This window comes from Falsiroseomonas sp. HC035 (assembly GCF_050563525.1).
GTDB lineage: Bacteria > Pseudomonadota > Alphaproteobacteria > Acetobacterales > Acetobacteraceae > Falsiroseomonas.
Map to the genome: position 1 here is coordinate 106,678 of NZ_JBNXUN010000013.1, position 20,117 is coordinate 126,794.

20 protein-coding genes and 1 pseudogene are annotated in these 20,117 nt (G+C 71.1%); 6 read left to right on the plus strand and 15 right to left on the minus strand.

All coding sequences use genetic code 11. The annotated features are described in order from the left end of the window. Position 1 precedes the first annotated feature (1 nt). The gene (gene fahA, locus ACLF3G_RS22535; protein WP_430671662.1) at positions 2-1,288 is read right to left on the minus strand and encodes a fumarylacetoacetase; all 1,287 of its coding nucleotides are present in this window, start codon (positions 1,286-1,288) and stop codon (positions 2-4) included. 83 nt (positions 1,289-1,371) lie between these two features. Here fahA and ACLF3G_RS22540 point away from each other — a divergent pair, with 83 nt between their 5' ends. Further along, positions 1,372-2,028: a GntR family transcriptional regulator gene (locus tag ACLF3G_RS22540; protein ID WP_430671663.1), complete on the plus strand. Its 657-nt coding sequence runs from the start codon at positions 1,372-1,374 to the stop codon at positions 2,026-2,028. A gap of 13 nt (positions 2,029-2,041) precedes the next feature. On the opposite strand, the gene ACLF3G_RS22545 is transcribed toward ACLF3G_RS22540, so the two are convergent. The 4 genes from ACLF3G_RS22545 to ACLF3G_RS22560 all read right to left on the minus strand — a co-directional run bounded on the left by ACLF3G_RS22545 (position 2,042) and on the right by ACLF3G_RS22560 (position 6,684). Beyond that, the gene (locus ACLF3G_RS22545; RefSeq protein WP_430671664.1) at positions 2,042-2,869 is read right to left on the minus strand and encodes a carbohydrate ABC transporter permease; all 828 of its coding nucleotides are present in this window, start codon (positions 2,867-2,869) and stop codon (positions 2,042-2,044) included. Next, positions 2,866-3,765, minus strand: a complete 900-nt coding sequence (locus ACLF3G_RS22550; RefSeq protein ID WP_430671665.1) for a carbohydrate ABC transporter permease — start codon at positions 3,763-3,765, stop codon at positions 2,866-2,868. Before ACLF3G_RS22550 ends, ACLF3G_RS22545 begins: the two co-directional genes overlap by 4 nt. Next, positions 3,762-5,018 carry an ABC transporter substrate-binding protein gene (locus ACLF3G_RS22555; protein WP_430671666.1) on the minus strand — a complete coding sequence of 419 codons (1,257 nt, stop codon included), beginning with the start codon at positions 5,016-5,018 and terminating at the stop codon, positions 3,762-3,764. Before ACLF3G_RS22555 ends, ACLF3G_RS22550 begins: the two co-directional genes overlap by 4 nt. A 103-nt stretch (positions 5,019-5,121) precedes the next feature. Continuing rightward, positions 5,122-6,684 carry a sulfatase-like hydrolase/transferase gene (locus ACLF3G_RS22560; RefSeq protein ID WP_430671667.1) on the minus strand — a complete coding sequence of 521 codons (1,563 nt, stop codon included), beginning with the start codon at positions 6,682-6,684 and terminating at the stop codon, positions 5,122-5,124. 65 nt (positions 6,685-6,749) lie between these two features. On the opposite strand from ACLF3G_RS22560, the pseudogene ACLF3G_RS22565 reads away from it, so the two are divergent. Next, positions 6,750-7,709, plus strand: a pseudogene (locus ACLF3G_RS22565) (Bug family tripartite tricarboxylate transporter substrate binding protein). Between the two features lie 4 nt (positions 7,710-7,713). On the opposite strand, the gene ACLF3G_RS22570 reads toward ACLF3G_RS22565, so the two are convergent. Genes ACLF3G_RS22570 through ACLF3G_RS22580 form a run of 3 tightly spaced genes read right to left on the minus strand, consistent with a single transcriptional unit; the run spans position 7,714 to position 11,313 of the window. Then, complete coding sequence (locus ACLF3G_RS22570) at positions 7,714-8,862, minus strand: hypothetical protein (RefSeq protein WP_430671668.1); 1,149 nt, start codon at positions 8,860-8,862, stop codon at positions 7,714-7,716. After that, a complete protein-coding gene (locus ACLF3G_RS22575; protein WP_430671669.1) occupies positions 8,859-9,728 on the minus strand; it encodes a phosphatase PAP2 family protein in 870 nt (289 codons plus the stop codon). Before ACLF3G_RS22575 ends, ACLF3G_RS22570 begins: the two co-directional genes overlap by 4 nt. A 49-nt stretch (positions 9,729-9,777) precedes the next feature. After that, positions 9,778-11,313 (minus strand): winged helix-turn-helix domain-containing protein, encoded by a 1,536-nt coding sequence (locus ACLF3G_RS22580; RefSeq protein WP_430671670.1) that lies wholly within the window; start codon positions 11,311-11,313, stop codon positions 9,778-9,780. A 254-nt stretch (positions 11,314-11,567) separates the two neighbouring features. Between ACLF3G_RS22580 and ACLF3G_RS22585 the strand changes: the two genes are divergently transcribed. Genes ACLF3G_RS22585 through ACLF3G_RS22595 form a run of 3 tightly spaced genes read left to right on the plus strand, consistent with a single transcriptional unit; the run spans position 11,568 to position 13,791 of the window. Next, positions 11,568-12,305, plus strand: a complete 738-nt coding sequence (locus ACLF3G_RS22585) for a hypothetical protein (RefSeq protein ID WP_430671671.1) — start codon at positions 11,568-11,570, stop codon at positions 12,303-12,305. Further along, positions 12,302-12,553 (plus strand): hypothetical protein, encoded by a 252-nt coding sequence (locus ACLF3G_RS22590; RefSeq protein ID WP_430671672.1) that lies wholly within the window; start codon positions 12,302-12,304, stop codon positions 12,551-12,553. The genes ACLF3G_RS22585 and ACLF3G_RS22590 overlap by 4 nt, the downstream gene beginning before the upstream one ends. Further along, positions 12,550-13,791, plus strand: a complete 1,242-nt coding sequence (locus ACLF3G_RS22595) for an MFS transporter (protein ID WP_430671673.1) — start codon at positions 12,550-12,552, stop codon at positions 13,789-13,791. The genes ACLF3G_RS22590 and ACLF3G_RS22595 overlap by 4 nt, the downstream gene beginning before the upstream one ends. Here ACLF3G_RS22595 and ACLF3G_RS22600 read toward each other — a convergent pair. After that, the gene (locus ACLF3G_RS22600; protein WP_430671674.1) at positions 13,776-14,894 is read right to left on the minus strand and encodes a branched-chain amino acid ABC transporter substrate-binding protein; all 1,119 of its coding nucleotides are present in this window, start codon (positions 14,892-14,894) and stop codon (positions 13,776-13,778) included. The two genes, ACLF3G_RS22595 and ACLF3G_RS22600, sit on opposite strands and share 16 nt — an antisense overlap. An 80-nt stretch (positions 14,895-14,974) precedes the next feature. Then, on the minus strand, positions 14,975-15,277 hold the full coding sequence (locus ACLF3G_RS22605) for a 4a-hydroxytetrahydrobiopterin dehydratase (RefSeq protein WP_430671675.1): 303 nt from the start codon (positions 15,275-15,277) through the stop codon (positions 14,975-14,977). 80 nt (positions 15,278-15,357) lie between these two features. On the opposite strand from ACLF3G_RS22605, the gene ACLF3G_RS22610 reads away from it, so the two are divergent. Further along, positions 15,358-15,753 (plus strand): metallopeptidase family protein, encoded by a 396-nt coding sequence (locus ACLF3G_RS22610; RefSeq protein WP_430671676.1) that lies wholly within the window; start codon positions 15,358-15,360, stop codon positions 15,751-15,753. Positions 15,754-15,808: 55 nt separating this feature from the next. On the opposite strand, the gene ACLF3G_RS22615 is transcribed toward ACLF3G_RS22610, so the two are convergent. From ACLF3G_RS22615 to ACLF3G_RS22635, 5 genes are all read right to left on the minus strand, one after another. Beyond that, complete coding sequence (locus ACLF3G_RS22615; RefSeq protein WP_430671677.1) at positions 15,809-16,894, minus strand: branched-chain amino acid aminotransferase; 1,086 nt, start codon at positions 16,892-16,894, stop codon at positions 15,809-15,811. A 157-nt stretch (positions 16,895-17,051) separates the two neighbouring features. Further along, entirely contained in the window at positions 17,052-18,635 is a 1,584-nt protein-coding gene (locus ACLF3G_RS22620) for an ABC transporter substrate-binding protein (protein WP_430671678.1), read from the minus strand. A gap of 110 nt (positions 18,636-18,745) precedes the next feature. Beyond that, the gene (locus tag ACLF3G_RS22625) at positions 18,746-19,264 is read right to left on the minus strand and encodes a F0F1 ATP synthase subunit B (protein WP_430671679.1); all 519 of its coding nucleotides are present in this window, start codon (positions 19,262-19,264) and stop codon (positions 18,746-18,748) included. A gap of 10 nt (positions 19,265-19,274) precedes the next feature. Beyond that, on the minus strand, positions 19,275-19,775 hold the full coding sequence (locus ACLF3G_RS22630) for a F0F1 ATP synthase subunit B' (RefSeq protein WP_430671680.1): 501 nt from the start codon (positions 19,773-19,775) through the stop codon (positions 19,275-19,277). A gap of 93 nt (positions 19,776-19,868) precedes the next feature. After that, entirely contained in the window at positions 19,869-20,105 is a 237-nt protein-coding gene (locus tag ACLF3G_RS22635; protein ID WP_430671681.1) for an ATP synthase subunit C family protein, read from the minus strand. Positions 20,106-20,117 lie beyond the last annotated feature (12 nt).

Consider the following 20,117-nt stretch of genomic DNA (forward strand, 5'->3'; position numbering starts at 1 on the left):
TTCAGTCGGGCCAGGCCGGTGCCGGCAGGACCGCGGCGCGGCACTCGCCGAAGCCGATCGGCACGGCGCCCGGCGCATGCGCCCGCGCGCGGAAGATCACCTCGTCGCCATCCTCCAGGAAACGTCGCTCTTCCCCGTTCGGCAGCGTGATGGGGCCGGTCAGCGCGATCTCGGCGAGGCAGGCGCGGGCGCCGTCCTCGGGGCCGGAACAGGTGCCGCTGCCGAACAGGTCGCCGGGCAGCAGGCTGCACCCGTTCGAGGCGTGATGGGCGACGAGCTGCGCCGGCGTCCAGTACATCGCGGCGAAATCCGTGGCGGTGATGCGCGCCGGGGCCACGCCCGCCCCGCGCATCGCGGGCGTCAGCAGCAGCACCTGCATGGCGACGGACAACTGCCCGCCGGTGGCATGAAGATGCGCGGGCACCGGCAGGTCGCCCGTGGGCCGTCGCGCGGCCCCGGTGGCGAAGGGGATCATCGCCTCCGCCGTCACCACCCAGGGGGAGACGGTGGTGCCCAGGCTCTTGCCCAGGAAGGGGCCGAGCGGCGGCATTTCCAGCATCTGGATCTCCCGCGCCGACCAGTCGTTCAACAGGCCGTAGCCGAACAGCCGCGACGGCGCCTGGCGCATCGGCACCGGTGTGCCCAGCGCGTTCTCCCCGGCGATCCAGATCGCCAGTTCCAGCTCGAAGTCCAGCCGCCGTTCCGGGCCGAAGGTCACGCTGCCATCGGCTTCCCGCCGCTGCCCGTGCGGCCGCACCACCGGCGTGCCGCTGACGCGGAGCGAGGAGGCGCGGGAATGGTAGGCGATCGGCAGATGCTCGAAGGCCGGCGGCAGCGGCGCCTGCGGGTTCTTCAGCGCGCCCAGCCGGGCGGAATGGTCGCGGGAGACCATGAAGTCCGTGAAGTTGGCGACCACGGCCGGCAGGTGCATCGCAACCTCCGCCATCGGCACCAGGATCTCCCCGGCCCGCGCCTGGCCCGCGCCGCCTTGCCGCAGGAGCCGGGAGGCGCCCGCGCGCAGCCGGGCCGAGGTCTCGCGGCCGCGGGCCATCAGCGGGTTCAGCGTCGGCGCCGACAGGACCTCCGCATCCTCGAGCAGCCCGGCCTCGCCGGCGGCACGCAGGTCCAGCACCTGGTCGCCGATCGCCATGCCGATGCGCGGCGCGCCGCCGGAGCGGGAGAACACGCCGAGCGGCAGGTTCTGGATCGGGAAGTCGGTGTCCGGCGCATGGGCCGATCCCACCCAGGACCGCAGGGCGGCATCATGCGTTTCGTTGGGCGTTTCCATGCGCGCATGATGTCGCGCTGGACAGCGCTTGCCTAGAGGAAATATAAATTCCGCCAATGATCGAACAAACCCCTGATTCGACGTTGGCTGAATCTGCGGCCCGGCGGCTGCGGCACGACATCGTCGCCGGTAGCCTGGCGCCGAAGGCACGGCTGCGGTTGCGCGACCTGACGGCCAAGTACGGCCTTGGCGCCACCCCGCTGCGGGAGGCGCTGGCCCGGCTGGCGGCGGAGGGGCTGGTGGTGCTGGAGGGGCAGAAGGGCTTCTCCGTGCCACCCGTCACCCGCGCCCACCTGGACGACATCACCCGGTCCCGCCAGATCGTGGAGCCGGAGGCGCTGCGCCTGGCGATGCAGTCCGGCGATGCGGAATGGGAGGATGGGATCGTCACGGCGCTGTCGCTGCTGCGGCACGAGATTGGCCGCCGCGACCCGGGAAGCGAGGACTGGCTGGACCGCTACGAGGCGCGGCACCATCGCTTCCACGCCGCGCTGATCGCCGGCTGCCCCCTGCCCTCGCTCAAGCGGTTCTGCGAGGAGCTGTATGTGCAGAAGACCCGCTACCGCCGCGTCATGAAGATCGCCTTCCAAGATTGGGACCACATGCTGGGCGTTCATGTCCGCCTGGCGGACCTGGCGCTGGCGCGGGATGCGGAGGCGGCCGGGCAGCTGGCCGCGCATATCGGCAAGACGGCCGAGCATGTGCTCGCGCTGCTGGACGGCCAGGCGCGCACCGGCTGAGCCGGCACCGAGCTCAGCCCTTCACCGCCCCCGCCGTCAGGCCGGAGACGATGCGGCGCTGGAACACCAGCACCAGCAGGATCAGAGGCACGGTGACGATGACGCTGGCGGCCATGATGCGGCCCCAGGGCAGCTCGAACGAACTGGCCCCGCTGATCAACGCGATCGCGACGGGCACGGTGCGCATCTCATCCGTCAGGGTGAAGGTCAGCGCGAACAGGAACTCGTTCCAGGCGGCAATGAAGGCGAGCAGGCCGGTGGTTGCCATCGCAGGTCCCAGCAGCGGCAGGAAGATGCGGGTCAGCACCACCCAGGGCGAGGCACCGTCCATCATCGCGGCTTCCTCCAGTTCCACCGGCATCTCCCGCATGAAGGTGGTCAGCACCCAGACGGTGAAGGGCAGCGTGAAGATCAGGTAGCTCAGCACCAGCCCGGCCAGATTGTTGTATAGGCCGAGCGCGCGGATCAGCTCGAACAGCCCCGACAGCACCGCGACCTGCGGGAACATCGACACGCCGAGGATCACCAGCAGCAGCATCGTCCGACCACGGAACTGCACGCGCCCCAGGGCATAGGAGGCGGTGACGCCGAGGAACAGCGACAGCGCGACGACGGACCCCGCGACGATGACGGAATTCAGGATGTTGCGGCCGAAGGGCTGGCCCTGGAACACCGCGGCGTAGTTCGACCATTGCGGTGAGGACGGCCAGAACTCCGCCTCGAACAGCGCGCTGCCCGACTTCAGCGACGACACGATGGCCCAGTAGAACGGGAACACCGTGTAGGCGACGATCACCAGCACCAGCAGGAAGAAGGCGGCGCGGCCAAGGACCTTCTTCATCGACCGGGCTCCGCGCCGAGCCTTACGCGTCCGAAGGTGATGAACAGCGCCGTTACCACCGCGATCACCAGGAACAGCCCGGTGGCGGCGGCGGACCCGTAGCCGACATCCTGGAAATCCACCAATTGCTGCCGCGCATAGACGGACATGGAGGCGGTGGCGCGGCTGTTGCCGGTCAGGACATACATCAGGTCGAACACCCGTAGCGCGTCCAGCGTGCGGAAGATGACGGCGACCATCAGCGCCGGCCAGATCAGCGGCAGCGTGATGCGGAAGAAGCGGCCGACTGGGCCGAGGCCGTCGATCTCCGCCGCCTCGTACAGCTCATCCGGCAGCAGTTGCAGCGCCGCCAGCACCAGCAGCGCCATGAAGGGCGTCGTCTTCCAGACATCGACGGCGATGACGGAGGCCATGGCGGTCGCGGGGTTCGCGGTCCAGGCGCGCGGCTCCGCGATCAGGCCCAAATTCAGAAGGATCTCGTTGAGCACGCCGTACTGGTCATGCAGCATCCAGCCCCACATCTGCGCGGAGACCACGGTCGGGATCGCCCATGGGATGAGCATGGCGGCGCGCATAAGCCCGCGCCCGCGCATCCGCGTGTTCAGCACCAGCGCGATGATGATGCCGAGCAGCGTCTCCAGCGTCACGGACGCGCCGGCGAAGACCAGCGTGTTGCGCACCGCGATCCACCAGTCGGGATCAGTGAACAGGAAGCCGTAATTCTCCAGCCCAACGAAGGCGAAGTCATCCAGCGTGTCGAGCCGTGCATCGGTCAGCGAGAACCAGATGGTGCGTGCCAATGGCCAGCCGGCCACCGCGGTGATGGTGACCAGGACCGGCAGCAGGAACAGCCAGGCGGCGCGGGTTCTCTGCCGTGCGAGCGTCGATCCGCTCACCACCGCCCGTTACGCCCGACGCGACGCAGGTTGCGCTCCAGCCGCGCCAGCGCCGGCGCGGCCTCCGCCTGCTCCGAGAGCACGTTGTGCACGGCGTTCCAGAATTCCGCCGAGACCTGATTGTAGCGCCCGCCGGTGACGCCGGAGGGACGGGCCACGGCGTTGACGAAGCTGTCGTACAGGTCGGCGAAGAAGGGATTCGCCGTGATGATCTCCTGGTCCCGGTACAGCGGCTCCAGCGTCGGGTTGAAGCTGCCGGCGATGGCGCGGCGCTTCTGTTCCGCCTGGCTGGTCAGGTAGCGCACCAGCTCCACAGCCGCATCCGGATGACGCGAATAGCGCGAGACGGCGAGCTGTTCGCCGCCCAGCGTCGCGCTGTGCCGGCCCTGCGCGCCGCCTTTCGGCAGCAGTGCGACGCCGACCTTGCCACGCACCGCGCTGTCCTCCGCATTCAGCAGCGGCCAGGCATAGGGCCAGTTGCGCATGAACACCGCGTTGCCCGACTGGAATACGCCGCGCGCTTCCTCCTCGGCGTAGTTCAGCACGCCGCGCGGGGTGATATGGCCGACCCAGCCGGCGGCCTGTTCAATGGCGCGGATGGCGTTCGGGTTGTTGATGGTAACGGTGCCGTCGTCTGACACGATGGTGCCGCCGCCATGGCTCGCCACCCATTCCAGCGCATTTACCGTCAGCCCCTCATAGGCGCGGCCCTGGAAGACGTAGCCCCAGATACGATCATTCCCGGCGGCACGTTCGGCCTGCATGATGTGGCGCGCCGTCTCGGCCATGTCCTGCCAGGTCTCGGGAACAGCCCGGCCGTGCTGGTCCAGCAGGTCGCGCCGAAAGTACAGGACGCCGGCATTCGTGAACCACGGCATCGCCACCAGCCGTCCGTCCACCGTGTTGTTGCGGACGAGCGCGGGGAAAACGCCCTCCGTCTCCACCCGGCCCTTCAGGTCCAGCAGATGCCCCGCCAGCGTGCCGGGCCAGACCACGTCCACCTGCAGCACGTCGATATCGGCCGATCCGGCTGACAGAAGCTGCTGGTACAGGGCCAGACGTTCCGTGCTGCCGCTCGGCGTCGAGACCAGCTGCACGCGGTTGCCGGTCTCTCGCGCCCAGGCTTCAGCCCCCTCGCGGCAGAGCTGAAATTCGACACCGACGGCGCCGCAGGAAATCGCCAGCGTCACCTGCGCCTGCGCGGGTGCCCAGGCGACCAGCATGGCCAGCGTTGCGCCGAGGAGTTTCCTCATCCGTCTTCCTCCCGTTGCGTGCGCGGTCCTTGCGGAGCCGGGTCACACAACGCGAAGCCCTGCCCTGGCGCAACCGCCGGTCGCAGGGTCGTGAACAGCCGCCCTACCATTCCCCCAGGAAGACGCCGGCCGCCTTGTGCCGGTCCGTGCGCAGTTCGGCCTCCGCCCAGGTCAGCGTGGTGCGGCGCTTCAGGCCGGTGAACCAGGCCAGCAGCCGTTCGCGCATCGCCGCCCGCACGCCCTCCAGCGCCGGGTCGGCACCAAGGTCGAAGAACTCCTCCGGGTCGGCGTGCAGGTCGAACAGTTGTGGGCGATAGCCGCTGGTCCAGTGCACGTATTTCCAGCGCGCGTCGCGCAGCATCCAGGCGTGGTGGTGCCCGGTCGGCAGGCCAAGCCGCCGCCGCGCGCCGCGAAAGGTCCAGTCCAGCTCGGACACCACCGCATCGCGCCAGCCGGTCGCGGTGCCGCGCGTCAACGGCAGCAGCGAGCGTCCCTCCAGCAGGTGCGGCGCCGGGTCGAGGCCGAGCGCGTCCAGGAAGGTCGGCACCAGGTCGATCGATTCGACGAAGCGCTGCTCCACCGTCCCGCGCGTGGCGTTCGCTTCGGGCGAGGGATCATAGACCAGGAAGGGCACGCGCTGGATGCAGTCGTGGAACAGCTCCTTCTCGCCCAGCCAATGATCCCCGAGGTAGTCGCCGTGGTCGGAGCAGAACACCACCAGCGTGTCGTCCCAGCGGCCAAGCCGCGTCAGCGCCTCCCACACCCGGCCGAGATGGTCGTCGAGCTGGGTGATCAGGCCCTGGTAGGCCGGGCGGACCGTGGCGATGCAGTCGTCCGACTGGAAGTTTTCCGAAACTTCCTCCTTCTGCCATTCGCGCATCAGGGGATGGATATCAGCACCGCGTTCGGCGGCGTGGCGGGACACCGGCAGGCACTGGTTCGGCGAATACATCGCGTGGTAGGGCGCGGGCGCGATGTAGGGCCAGTGCGGCTTGACGTAGGACAGGTGCAGCACCCAGGGCTTGTCCCCCTGCGCCTCCATGAACCGGATCGCCTGGTCGGTGGTGTAGGCGGTCTCGCTGTGTTCCTCGGCCACCCGCGCCGGCAGCCGCGCGTTGCGCATCTTCCAGCCATTGTGGATGCCGCCCTGTTCGTCCTGCACGGCGATCACGTAGTCGGTCCAGGGGTCGGCGCTGTCGTAGCCCTTGCTGCGCAGCCACTCGGCGTAGGCACTGTCGGGCTCGGCGTGGTGGCCGTCATGGCGGTCCACCAGGGTGAACCAGCCTTCCTCCAGCAGCGCGGCGATATCGCTCTGACCGTCGAGCTCAAGCCGCTTCATGCCGTGCGCGTCGGGCAGCACATGCGTCTTGCCGGCCAGCGCCAGGGTGCGCCCAGCCTCCCGCAGGTGCCAGCCCAGCGTCACCTCCCCCACCGAGAGCGGCACGCGGTTGTGGGTCGCGCCATGGGTCGAGACATAGCGCCCAGTGTACGTCGACATGCGGGATGGGCCGCAGATGCCCGACTGCACATAGGCCTGGGCGAAGCGCACGCCGCGGGCGGCCAGGGCATCCAGGTTCGGCGTCTTCAGGAACGGGTGGCCGGCGCAACCCATGTGGTCCCAGCGCAGCTGGTCGCACATGATGAACAGCACGTTGCGCACGGCCATCGGCCTTGTCCCTCCCCGGTCAGGCGTCCAGCATAGGCCGCAAGAAATCATCATGGGAGGTCTGGATGCCGCTGTCCCGACGCCTGGCGCTCGGCCTCGCCGGAAGCCTGGCCGCACGGCCCGCTTTCGCGCAGGGCGACACGCTACGCATCATCGCCGCCTTCCCGCCCGGCGCGGCGCTGGACGGCATCGCCCGGCTGCTGGCGGAAGCCGCGCCGCGGCACGGCCTGGGCAATGCCATCGTGGACAACCGTCCGGGTGCCAACGGCAACATCGCCGCCGGCCTCGCCGCCCGCGCCGCGCCGGATGGCCGCACGCTGCTGCTGGCGATCGACAGCACCTTCACGGTGAACCCCTTCATCTACGGCAGCATGGGCTTCGAGGCTTCGGCGCTGCAGCCGGTGGCGGTCGCCGGCACCTATCCGGTGGTTCTGCTGGTGCACCCGACCAGCGGCATTTCCACCCTTGCGGAATTCCTGGCGACGGCGCGGCGGCAACCGCTGCTGTACGCATCGGCCGGCTATGGCTCGCCGGGGCATCTGGCGATGGCCAATCTCGGCCACACGCTGGGCCTGCCGCGTGGCGCGCTGGAACACGTGCCGTTCCGCGGCAACGCCTAGGCGGTGACGGAACTGCTCGCCGGGCGCGTCCAGGCCGGCTTCATCGCGATCTCGGGCGGCGCCGAATTCGTCAAGGACGGAAGGCTGCGGGCGCTGGCGATCTCCGGGCCGGAGCGCCTGGCATTGCTGCCGGATGTCGCGACGGTGGCCGAACAGGGCCACCCCGGCTTCGACATCCGCTTCGCCTACCTGCTGATGGCGCCCGCCGGCGTGCCGGAGGCGCAGCGCCATGCGATCGGACGCTGGGTCGCCGCCGTCTTCGCCGATCCGGCGGCGCAGGCCCGATTGGCAAACTGGGCGGTGACGCCGGAGGCCGGGGATGGCGCCGCCGCCGAGGCCTGGGTCGCCCGCGCCTCCGCGCAGTGGCGGCAGGTGGTGCAGGCGACCGGGATGCGGGTGGAGTAGCGGCTCAGCCCGGCGGCCTGGGCGGCGCCCAGATCTCCCAGCAGAAGCCCTCGACATGGCTGGCGGAGATCGCGCCCCAGCCGCGCGCCGGCACCTGCGGCAGGTCGAGGCTCAACCGGTTCGGCGCGCCGCTCGCCCAATCGGCGCCGACGCTGTTGCGGAAGATGAACCAGCCGCCCCGCGCCTCCGCCGCATCCGGCTGGAAGCCGAGCACGCAGACGGCGTGTCCGGCCACCTTCTGCCACGGCGGCAGGAGCGGGTCGGGCACGATGCCGTGGCGGCGCGCCCGCGGCGACGACCAGTTCGTCAGGCCCTCCGGCGCATCGGGGTCCTTGAAGACCGGCAGCGCGATGACGACGACGCCGCGATCCACCAGCAGGTCCAGCACCACCCGCGCCACGTTGGGCGGGCGTGGCGTGCCGAAGGGGATGTCCCAGTGGAAGCTGCGCGGGACGCGGTTCGGCGCGGCGGCGGCGAGGATCGGCGGCGGCGGCTCCGCCTCCAGCGGCACGTCATCCTCCCACAGCGCCTCGCCGCAGATGCCCTCCTGCGCCAGCACCTCCGCCGCGTCGCCCAGCCTCGTGCCACCGGCCTCGGCCGCGAAGGCCTCCGGTGCCAGGGTCTCGCGCCGGCGGGCCAGGGCGCGCTGGTAGACGAACATGGCGGAGAGCTTTTCCGCCGCCGGTGCCCCGCGCCCGCGTTCCAGCGCCGAGGCCACGGCGAAGCCGACGCAGGTTGGGCGAAGCTGCTGGTTGCGCACCGGCCAGTCGAGAAGGCTCTCCGGCAGCGGAACCTCGGCGTCATCCGCCAAGCCGGGCACCAGGCCGATGCCGGGCCAGCGCGGCGGCTGCAGGATGGGCGCGCCGGGACGCGGCGGGCTTGGCGCGGGTTCAGCGGCGCCCGGCACCTGGGGTGGCGGCACGAAGGGCGCGTCGCGGGCCTCGCGGTAGGCCGGCGAAACCAGGCCTTCCAGCCGCCGCAGCAGCGCTTCGCGCCGGATGCCATGGCGCGCCAGTTCACGTGACAACGAGGGACTCAGCGCCAGCAGGTCCGCCAGCGCGTCGAAGTTGCGGATCGCGGCCCGGGCGAACAGGCGCATCTCGGATTCGTTGAGCTGAAGCTCTGCGCTGGCCCTGCGCAGGAATTCGCTCACGGGCTGGGTCCGCCACCATTCGGCACTGGACGCAGGGCCGGCGGGTTCACCGGGCCGGCCGTGGCGACCACGCCGGGATACTCGGCCTGCACCTGCCCGAGAAGGTCCTGCACCCCTGGCAGGCCCAGCAGGCGCGGCAGCATCGCCGCGGCCAGCGCCTCGCCGGCCCGGGTGTCGCTGGGGAAATGCACCCCGGCCACCTCCCGGTTCTGCGCGATGCGGTCGGCCAGCGCATCGAAGGGGCCGGCGACGCCGGGCCGCAGTCCCGGCGCCATGGCCGCATGCAGCAGGCCGGCGATCAGATGCGAGTGGAAGCTGTGGTTGCTGGGGTAGGAGGCGTGCGGCGGCGCGGGGATCATCGGCATCAGCGCCGGATAGACCTGCACCGGGCGGGGGCGGAGGAAGTGCCACTTCCAGTGCAGGCCCACCATGTGCCCGGCGGCCAGCGCCAGCGAGACCAGCGTGACGGCCGCCGGCCGCCCCCCGGCATCCGCCATCAGCAGCCGCAGCCAGGCCCCGGCCAGATTGTCCGACTGCGCGCGGATCTCGGTGGCACGTCCGGCACGCAGGGGTATCTTGCCCAGCAGCAGCTTGATCTCGTCCTTCAGCGCGTCCTCGGCATTGTTCGGCGCCTTCGGCGCCGCGGCGCGCCAATCCGTGCCGGCGAACTCCGCGAGCAGCACCTGGGCGCGGAAGCGCGGCGCGAAGGCGGCTTTCGGAAAGCCGGCTCCGGACAGCAGCGGGAACTCGCCCGGCTCGGCATCGAGGCCCGCGAGCAGGTTGAGGCTGGACAGGCCGAGGCCGCCCAAATGGCCACCGTCGTGACCTCCATCATGGCCACCATCCGTCGAAACACCTCCCGACATCGTCTCCGCTCCTTCCACGCAGGCAGGCCAAATGGGAAAAACGCGCGGTTCAGGCCGGCAGCCCGGCCGCCGCCACGCGCCTCCGGTACAGCTCCCGCGTCGCGGGGTCGCGGTAGGGCGTGCGGGCGGCGACGAGGGAGGCGCGGGAGTCCGGCTCCAGCGCCATCACCTGGTCGACCAGCGGCCGCGCCTCCGCGAGCCGGCCGAGCGCGGCCAGCGATGCCGCGGTCAGGCGCAGGTTGGAGGTGTAGTGCGGGTTGGCCCGCTGCGAGCGCAGCCCCCATTCCGCCGCCGCCTCCAGCTCATCCGCCGCGTAATGCGCGATCGCCTTGTAGTGCTGGTAGCGGAAGATCAGCGGGTCCTCCGGCGACAGGGCCAGCGCCTGGTCCGCGCGCCGCAGCGCTTCCCGCCCCTCGCCCATGAAGGCATAGGTCGGGCTGCTGCGGAGCCAGACCTCGGCATCGTTCGGCGCCGCCTCCAAGGCGCGGTCGAAATGCGTCACCGCATCGTCGTAGCGGCGGCGCAGCACGGTGTGGCTGTGGCCGAGCAGCGCGAGCGCACGTGCGTTGCCGGGGTCGAGGTCCAGCGCCGTGCGCACCGCGGCCTCCAGCGCCTCGGTCTCCGCCGCCGCATCGGGCGACCAGCCCTGGCCGATGCGCAGCGAATGCCAATCGCCCAGCGCCGCGTAGCCGGGGGCGAAGCTGGGATCGAGCGCGATCGCCTGCCGCAGCATCTCGCCCGCCGTCTCGAAGGCCTGCGGCTCCAGCCGGAACACCATCTGCCGGGCCTGCAGCAGCAGGTGGTAGGCGCCGAGCACGCGGGGCGGCGCCTGCCGGGCGACGCGCAGCTCGGCCTCCTGGACGCGCGGTGCCAGGGTGTGGGCGATGATGGCGGCGATGCGGTCCTGCGTCTCGAACAGCGCGGCGTCCACCAGGTCGAAGGATCGCTGCCACAGCACCCGGCCGGTCTGCGCCTCCGCCAGCTCCATGCCCAGGCGCAGCCGGTCCCCGGCGCGGCGCAGCGTGCCGGCGGTGACGTACTGCGCGCCGAGGCGCTGTCCGACCGAGGGCAGGTCAGCCTCGGCCGCCAGGTGCCGCGTCGAGTTGGCGGAGATCACCACCGGCTCGCGCAGCCCTGCCAGCGCACCGACGATGCCATCCAGGATACCCTCCGCCACCAGGGCCAGGTCCGGGGCATCCGGCAGCAGCCGGAACGGCAGCAGCGCCACCACCGGCACGCTGCGCGCCGCCGCGGGGACCGCCTGTGGCGTGGTGGCGGCCGCTTCGGCTTCCAGCAGGTAGCCCCGCTTCGCCACGGTCCGCAGCAGCGCGGCATCCGGGCCGAGGGCGCGGCGCAGCTCGACCACGCATTGCGTGATGCTGTCGTCGGTGACGTGCAGGTCGGGCCACAGCGCGTCCAGGATCTCGCTGCGCGGCACCACCCTGCCGCCATGCCGGTGCAGCAGCAGCAGCAACTCCAGCGTCTTCGGCCGCAGCGACACGCCGGCGCCGTCGGCGCAGCGCAGCACGCCCCGATCCGGGTCGAGCGACCGGCTTCCGATGCGCAGCTGCGGCGCGGCGGTCATGGCGGCAACGGCCTCCCGACGGGACGGGCAGGATAGCGCGTCATCTCGGCTGCCCTCGGTTCCGGTGTTGGGCTGGCGCGAAGCCTGCCCGGGCAAGGTTTCGCGAAGATTTCGTGCGGACTTCGGGACCGAAGGCGCCGCCCGCTGCTCCGCTTCGCCAGCCCGGACCATGCCGGGTCCGCTGGACAGGAGCCACGCAGATGAACGGAGTAATCCCTTTGGGCAGCAGGCTGGCGCACCATGCAGCCGCCCTGATGCTGACCCTGGCGGCCGCGCCTGCCGCCCTCGTGCTCGCCGCGCCCGCCACGGCCGGCCCGCCGACCCACCACGAGCTGCCCGCCCCGGTCGGTACGGCGCAGTTGCAGCGGCCGGAGAGAGCCCATGCGGTGCCGCTGGTGGTGCTGCTGCCCGATGCGCTTGGCGACGAGGGCCGCGCCGCACCCTATGTCGCGGCGCTGGAGCGCAACGGCATCGCCAGCCTGGTGCTCGGCCTCGGCATCGCCTCGGAGCGGGGCGGACCGGGCACCGACCCGGCCTCCTCGACCATGGCGGCCGGGGTGGCGTTGACCTGGGCGGCGGCGCAACCCGGCGTCGCGGCGGGACAGCTTGGCCTGATCGGGCTGGGCGCCGGAGGCCGGGCGGCGCTGGCGGCGGCGGAGGCGGGTGGGCCGGTCGTCGCGGTCGATCCGGGCTGCACCGGGCTGGCGCTGCCGGACTGGATGCCGTCCCTGCTGGTGTTCGGCCGCGCCGCGCCGGATGCGGACGACTGCATCGCGCTGGAGGAACCGCCGGCGGGCGTGATCCGCGGCGTGCCCGGCCTCAGCCATGGCTGGGACGTGCGGCCGGAGCTGGCGCCGGGCAGCGCCTTGATGCCCGACCCGCTCGGTGGCCGGCGGCGCGTCAGCCCCAACCCGGCGGCGGCCCAGGCCGTGGCGGACCAGGTGGCTGCCTGGCTGGCGCACCAGTTCGCCGCGCGGGGTGAACGCCAATGACCGCGCAGCAGCAGGCCACCCGCCTTCCGCCGCCCGAGGCCTGGGAAGTGCCACTGCCGCCGCGGCCCGATATCGCGGCGCCGCCCGCACAGGACGCTGCCATGACCCCCGAGCGCCACGCCGCGATCCTGCACTCGGCCGCCCGCACCGGGTCCTGGGAGGCGGCCGAGATCGCCACGCGCACCATGGCGGCGCAGGCGATGCGGACCGCAATGGGGCGCCTGCTGCGCCGGCTGTGGCGGCGATGAGCCGGCGGGCGCTCGCCCAGCCGGCGGTCCATTCGGTGGTGCAGCCGGCGGTGCCGGCTCCGGTCCAGCCGGACCTGGCGCGCTGGCGCGTGGTGGCGGGCGCCTTCCTGGTGCTGCTGGCGGGCTACGGCGCGATCTATTCCTACGCCGCCTTCGCCGAGCCGATCGCCGACGAGTTCGGCACCGGCCGCGCCAATCTGACCCTGGTCTTCGCCATCAGTGGCGCCTCCTGCTTCTTCGTCTCGCCGCTGTCCGGGCCGCTGGCGGACCGGATTGGCGCACGGGTGCCGGCACTGGCGGGCATGCTGCTGGTGGGCCTTGGCCTGCTGGTCGCGGCCAGCGCCCGCAGTCTGCTCGAGGTGCATGCCGGCTACGGCCTGCTGATCGGCCTCGGCACCGGCTTTGCCTATGTGCCGGCGATGGCCGGCGTCCAGGCCCGCTTCCGGCGGCACCGCGGGCTCGCCTCCGGCATCGCGGTCAGCGGCATCGGCGTCGGCACTGCCCTGGTTCCGCCGGCGGCAGAGGCCCTGCTGGCGCCCGGCGACTGGCGGCTGGCCTTCGTGGTGCTGGCGATCGTGCTGTCCGGCATCGGGTTGGTGGGCGCGGCCCTGCTGGATGGGGCGCCACTGCAAGCCCTCGCGGTGCACCTTCGTCCGGCCGAGGCAGCGCCCGCCAACGGCTACAGCTTCGTGCCCATCTGGTGCGGCCTGGTGCTGGTCTCCCTGCCCAGCACCCTGCCGCATGCGCTGCTGGTGGCGACGGCGCGCGACCTGGGCCTGCCGCGCGATGCGGCGCTGGGGCTGCTGGGGCTGCTCGGCCTCGGCACCATCGCCGGGCGGTTCCTGCTGGCGGCGCTGGCCGATGCCCTGGGGCGGGCGCGCGTCTTCCTGGCATGCAGCGCCGCGATGGCGGCAAGCCTCGGCCTGTGGGCGCTGGCGCCGGGGCTGCCGGGCTTGCAGGCCTTCGCGCTGCTGTTCGGGGCGTTGCAGGGCGGCTTCGTGGCGCTGCTGCCGGCCTTCGCGGCGGATGGCTTCGGAGGTCGGGATCTCGGCGGCCTGCTCGGGCGGCTGTATACCGCGCGGGGCGTGGCGCTGCTGCTGGCGCCGCCGGCCCTGGCGCTCGCCATGGACGCGGCAGGCCAGAGAGCCGCGCCGCTGCTGGCGGCGGCGCTGGTGGGGCTGGTCGGGACCGCGCTGCTGGCTGCGGCGCGGCCCCGCCCGCCTCACATCTCGGCGTAGCTGCCGTTGCGCCAGACGTAGAAGACGTAGTCCGGCACGGTGACGTCGCCCTTCTGGTCGAAGTTGATGTCGCCGAGCACGCTGGCCCAGGGGCCACCCGACTTCAGCAGCGCCGCGATCCGCCGCGGATCCGTCCCGCCGGCCCGCGTCGCCGCCGCCGCCCAGATCTGCATGGCGGCGTAGGTGTACAGGACGTAGCCCTCGGGATCGACGTTGCGGGCGCGGAAGCGCTGCACCACCTGCGCCGCCGTCGGGCGCTTGCGGGGGTCGCTGCTGAAGGTCATCAGCGTGCCCTCCCCCGCCGCGCCGGTGATCTGCCAGAACTCGTTGGTCACCAGCGCATCGCCACCGATGAGCGTCAGGTTCAGCCCGACCTCCTTCGCCTGGCGCAGGATCAGTCCGGATTCGGTGTGGTAGCCGCCGACATACAGCACGCCGATCTGCGCCTGCTGCAGGCGGGAGACGATGGCGGAATAGTCGCGCTCGCCCGGCGTATAGGCGGAGAACAGCGTCTCCTGCACCCCGGCCGCATTCAGCGACTTCTTGGTCTCCTCCGCCAGGCCGCGGCCATAGGCGGTGTTGTCGTGCAGGATGGCGATACGGCGGTCGCGCATGTTCTGCGCGATGTAGCGACCGGCGACGAGCCCCTGCTGGTCGTCGCGCCCGCAGACGCGAAACGTGTTCCAGCCGCCGGCGTCGGTATAGGCCGGGTTGGTCGAGGCCGGGCTGATCTGCAGCACGCCCTCGTCACCATAAACCTTGCTGGCCGGGATCGAGCTACCGGAGCAGAAATGGCCGGCGACCAGCGCCACCTGGCGGGAGGCGAGCTGGTTGGCGACGGAAACCGCCTGGCGCGGATCGCAGGCATCGTCGCCGATCTCGAGCGCCAACTGCCGGCCGAGCACGCCGCCGGCGGCGTTGAGGTCGGTGACCGCCTGCTGCGCACCTTCCCGCATCTGGCCGCCGAAGGCCGCGTATTGCCCCGTCATCGGCCCGGCGGTCGCGATGCGGATCGGGCCGGAGCCCTGTGCCAAAGCCCCACGGCCGGCCAGCAGCACCGGTGCGGCCAGCGCGCCTCCCAGAATTGTCCTGCGTTGCATCATCCCATCCACTCCCTGGCTGCGGCGCCGCTTGGCGCTTGTGAATCGAAAGGTAGGCGAGAGAATGGGCGGCTGACCAGCATCTACATCAAGCGGGCCGGCTCGATCTGGTCGATGGCCTGCGCCATGGCGACGTCGCGCTCGGACAGCCCGCCGGCGTCGTGCGTGGTCAGCAGGATCTCCACCCGGTTCCAGACATTCGACCACTCCGGATGATGGTCCATCCGCTCCGCCACCAGGGCGACGCGCGACATGAACCCCCAGGCAGCCGAGAAATCGGCGAAACGGAACCGCCGGCGGATGGCATCCCTTCCCTCCACCAGCGACCAGTGCGGCAGATTTCGGGAAAGTTCGGCGCGGGCGGCGGAATCGAGGGGGCGGATCATGGCGGGCTCCGGTGGGGGTTGCCGGTGGGGGTTGCCGGTGGGGGTTGACGAGACGTGCCGCGGCGGGAAGGAAGCAGCGGATGACCCGCTTCAACCATCCCCCCACGCTCGAGGACATCGTGGAGATGGCCGAACAGGCCTTCTCCGCCATCCCCAAGGAGCTGCGCGACCTGGTGCGCGGCGCCGCCATCGTGGTGGAGGAGGTGGCGGATGACGAGACCGCCGCCGAACTCGGCTTCGAAAGCCCCTGGGCGCTGACCGGTCTGTATCGCGGCACGCCGATGACGCAGAAATCCGTCTTCGACGCGCCGGGGGAGCCCGACAGCATCACGCTGTACCGCGAGCCAATCCTTCTGGAATGGGTCGAGACCGGGGAGGACCTGTTCCGGCTGGTGCGCAACGTGCTGATCCACGAGATCGCGCACCATTTCGGCTTTTCCGACGATGACATCGACCGGCTGGAGGGCGACGGGTAGGGCGGGCGGCCCCCTCACCCCAACCCTCTCCCCCAAGGGGGAGAGGGCTTTTCAGCTACGCCTCGACCGGCACCTGCACCGTGCTGGTCCAGCCATGCGGGTCCGGCGCGGTGCCGTACTGGATGCCGACGATGGCGTCGTACAGCTTGCGGGTCAGCGCGCCCGTGTTGCCGTCGCCGATCCGCATCCGCTCCCCCTTGTAGCCCAGCTCCCCGATCGGGGAGACCACGGCGGCGGTGCCGGTGCCCCACATCTCGGTCAGGGTGCCGTCGCGGCCGGCCTGCATGACCTCCTCGATGCTGATCCGGCGCTCGGAGACGGTCAGGCCCCAGTCGCGCAGCAGCGTCAGGATCGAATTGCGCGTCACGCCGTCCAGGATGGTGCCGGCCAGCGGCGGGGTCACCACTTCGTCGCCGATGCGCATCATGATGTTCATGGTGCCGACTTCGTCGATCCAGCGCCGCTCCACGCCATCCAGCCAGAGCACCTGGGTGTAGCCCTGGCGCTCCGCGTCCTGCTGCGCGGCGAGCGAGGCGGCGTAGTTGGCGGCGGCCTTGAGTTCGCCCAGGCCGCCCTGCACCGCGCGCACATGGGTATCCGTCGCCAGGATGCGCACCGGCTTCACGCCTTCCTTGTAGTAGGCGCCGACCGGGGAGCAGATGACGAAATAGGTGTAGCGGTGCGAGGGATGCACGCCGAGCATCACGTCCGTGGCGATCACGGTCGGGCGGATGTACAGCGCCGTGCCCTGGGTGCGCGGAACCCATTCATGGTCCACCGCCACCAGCGCCTCGAAGGATTGCCGCACCAGTTCGGCATCGGGGGCCGGGATGCACAGGCCGGCGCAGGACTTGCCGAGGCGTTCGGCGTGGCGCTGCGCGCGGAACAGGCGGATCGCGCCGTCCGGCCCGCGGAACGCCTTCAGCCCGTCGAACACCGCCTGGGCGTAGTGCAACACCGTTGTGGCGGGGTCGAGCACCAGCGGCGCGTAGGGGACGATGCGCGGGTCATGCCAGCCCTTTCCGTCCTCATAGTCCATCAGGAACATGTGGTCCGTGAAGGATTTGCCGAAGACCAGTGCGGCATCGGCCGGCCGGGGCTTCGGCGTGCGCGTGCGGGTGGTGGGGAAGGAAGCGGTCATGGCGCTTGGCCTTTGTTGCGTGCGGCTGGATGCTATCGCAATAGCCGGTCGCGGCGGAGCCACCAAGAGGAACAATGCACCCATGCGCCAGGGGCATGATAAGTCAGCCTAGCTGACGTAGATGGGAAGGGCGCGAACGCCCTCCCCGGCGCGTAAATCAGTTGCCGACGCGGACGAAGCGCAACGGGAACCAGTTGTCGGCGAGCTGCTGCAACTGGATGTTGTTGCGCGCGGCCCAGATCACCGTCTGCTGGTGCAGCGGCGCGTGGCCGGCCTGTTCGGTATGGATGCGCATGGCTTCCTCGATCATGCCCGCGCGCTTGGCGACATCGGTCTCCACCGCCATCAGGTTCACCAGTTCGTCGAAGCGGGCGTTGTTGAAGCCACCGACGTTGAACAGGCCGCGGTTGCCCTCCCGCGACGCCATCAGGTTGAAGAAGGCGTTGTGGGCGTCGTAGGTGTTGGGCGTCCAGCCGAGCATGTAGAAGCTGGTATTGTAGCGCGGGCCCAGGATCTCGGCGAAGTAGCGCGCGCGGGTCTGCGCATTCAGTGTCACACGGATGCCGATCCGGGCCAGCATGGCGACGGCTGCGGTGCAGATCGCCTCATCGTTCACGTAGCGATCGTTCGGGCAGTCCAGCGTCACGCCGAAGCCGTTGGGATAACCGGCTTCCGTCAGCAGGCGACGGGCCATGTCAGGGTTGTATTCCGGGATCTGGTCCCGCGCGTCGGTGTGGCCGTTGACGCCCGGGCCGATCATCAGGCCGGTGGCGCGCGCCTGGCCGCGCATGACGGTGCGGACGATGCCGGCACGGTCGATGGCGTGGTTGACGGCGCGGCGCACCCGCACGTCCTGGAACGGGTTGCGGCCACGCACGTCGGACTTCAGCAGCTCCGCGCGCTGCTGGTCGAAGCCGAAGTAGATGGTGCGCAGTTCCGCCTGCTGGTGGATGGTGATGTTGGCGGTGCGCGACAGGCGCTGCGTGTCCTGCGGCGGCACGGTGTAGACCATGTCCACCTCGCCGCTCAGCAGCGCCGCGACGCGGGTCGCATCGTTCGAGATGACGTTGAACTCGACCCGCGTCAGGTTGTGCTCCGGCTTGTCCCACCAGCCGGGGTTCGGCGCCAGGACGGTGCGGCGATCCGGCTCGCGCGAGACCAGCCGGAAGGGACCGGTGCCCATCGCGTTGCGCGTCGCGAAATTCTCGGCACCTGTGGTCAGGTCGGCGCTGCGCGTGGCATTGTTCGCCTCGGCCCATTGGCGCGACATGATGCCGATGCCGGTGATCTCCTCGAGGAAGATCGGGTTCGGCGCGGTGGTCTCGACCTCCAGCGTATGGGCATCGATCGCGCGGGCTTCCTTCACGGAGGCCAGGCTGCCGCCGACGTTGGAGCCGGGGCCCTTGGCGCGCTCGTAGGAGAAGACGACGTCGTCGGCGGTGAAGGGCGTGCCGTCCTGGAACGTCACGCCGCGGCGCAGGTGGAAGCGCCACACGGTCGGGCTCGGCTGTTCCCAGCGCTCCGCGAGGGAGGCCTCGACCTGCAACTGGCGGTTCCGGCGGACCAGCGGCTCGTAGATGTTGCCGTTGAACATCAGCAGGAAGGTTTCCTGCCGGGCGTAGGGATCCATGGAATTGACGTCGCCGTCATTGGCCCAGCGGAACAGGTTGGCCTGGACGGCGGATGGGGTGGCGAGGGCGGTGCCCGCGACCAGCGCGGCGGCAATAAGACTACGGCGCACGAAGTTCTCCCGAACGATAGACGCCCCGAGCCTACCCCCGTCGGCAACAAAATAAAACGGGGGCCTCCCTGCGGAGACCCCCTCGGGCAGGCCCGGCGATATGTACGGCTTCAGGCGGCGCGCAGGGCCCGCGGCAGGTCGGCGACCGCGCTGTCGATCAGCGCGGCGTCCTTCTTGGCGTCCATGGTCTCCGTCAGCAACTCCCGCGTCGCCGCGACGGCGATCTCGGCGGCGGCGTTGCGGACTTCGGCGATGGCACCGGCCTCCGCGGCGGCGATACGGTCGAGCGCCATACGCTCCCGCCGCTTGGCCGACTGCTCGGCCTCCAGCGCCGCGGCCTCGGCGACGCGGCCAGCCTCGACGCGGGCGCGGGCGATCATGTCCTCGGCCTCCGCGAGGGCGGCGGCGCGGTCGGCTTCCGCCTGCTGGCGCAGCGCCTCGGCCTCGGCCCGGAGGCGGGAGGCATCGGCGAGATCCGCCTGGATGCGGGCGCCGCGGGCGTCGAGCATCGAGGTGATGCGCGCCCAGGCCGTGCGGCCGACGAGCAGCACGAACAGGATGAAGGAGATCGCGACCCAGAAGGTCGGGTTCAGCCAGAAATGCTCGTAGCCGTGATAGGTCGTGTCCATGGCGTGCTCCTCAGCCCTGGCCGCGGGCGGCGAGGGCACGATCCACGGCGGCGCCAACGGCGGCCGGCTCCGATTGCCCGGTCAGGCGCTGCATCAGCGCCTCCGCAGTCTCGGTCGAGACCTGGCGCAGCGCGCCCATGGCCGAATCCCGTGCCGCGGCGATGCGCGACTCGGCGGCGTTGATCTGTTCGGCCAGCCTTGCGGCCAGCGCCTCAGACCGTGCCGAGGCCTCGGCCTGTGCGGACTGCATGGCGGCGGCGATGGCCGCCTGTGCTTCCGCACGAGCCTTGTTCGTCGCCTCGCGATGCGCGGCGATGGCCGCATCGGCTTCCGCCTTGGCCCCCTGCGCGGCTTCGAGGTCGCCCTCGATCCGGCGCCGGCGATCCTCCAGCACCGCCTCCACGCGCGGCAGCGCGTAGGTGGACAGCACGTAGTAGAGGACCCCGAAGATGATGAACAACCAGACGATCTGGGCGATCATCAACGGGTTGCCGAAATCGAGCTGCGGCATGGTGTCCCTCGTCAGCGTCCCAACCGCGCGCCACCCATCGGCGGCGCGCCCCGAACCCCTGCACTGGCCGGCCCCGTGGGACCGGCCGGCGGATCAGGTGAACAGGATGAGGAAGGCGATCAGCAGTGCGAACAGCGCGACGGCTTCCGTGAGCGCGAAGCCCAGAATGCCGATCGGGAACACCGCGTCGCGGGCCGCCGGGTTGCGCGCCACGCTGGTGATCAGCGCGGAGAAGATGTTGCCGATGCCGAGGCCGACGCCGAACAGCGCGATAACGGCAATGCCGGCCCCGAGGGCCTTGTAGGCGGCGACGTAGGCTGCGGGATCCATCAGGTTGCCCTT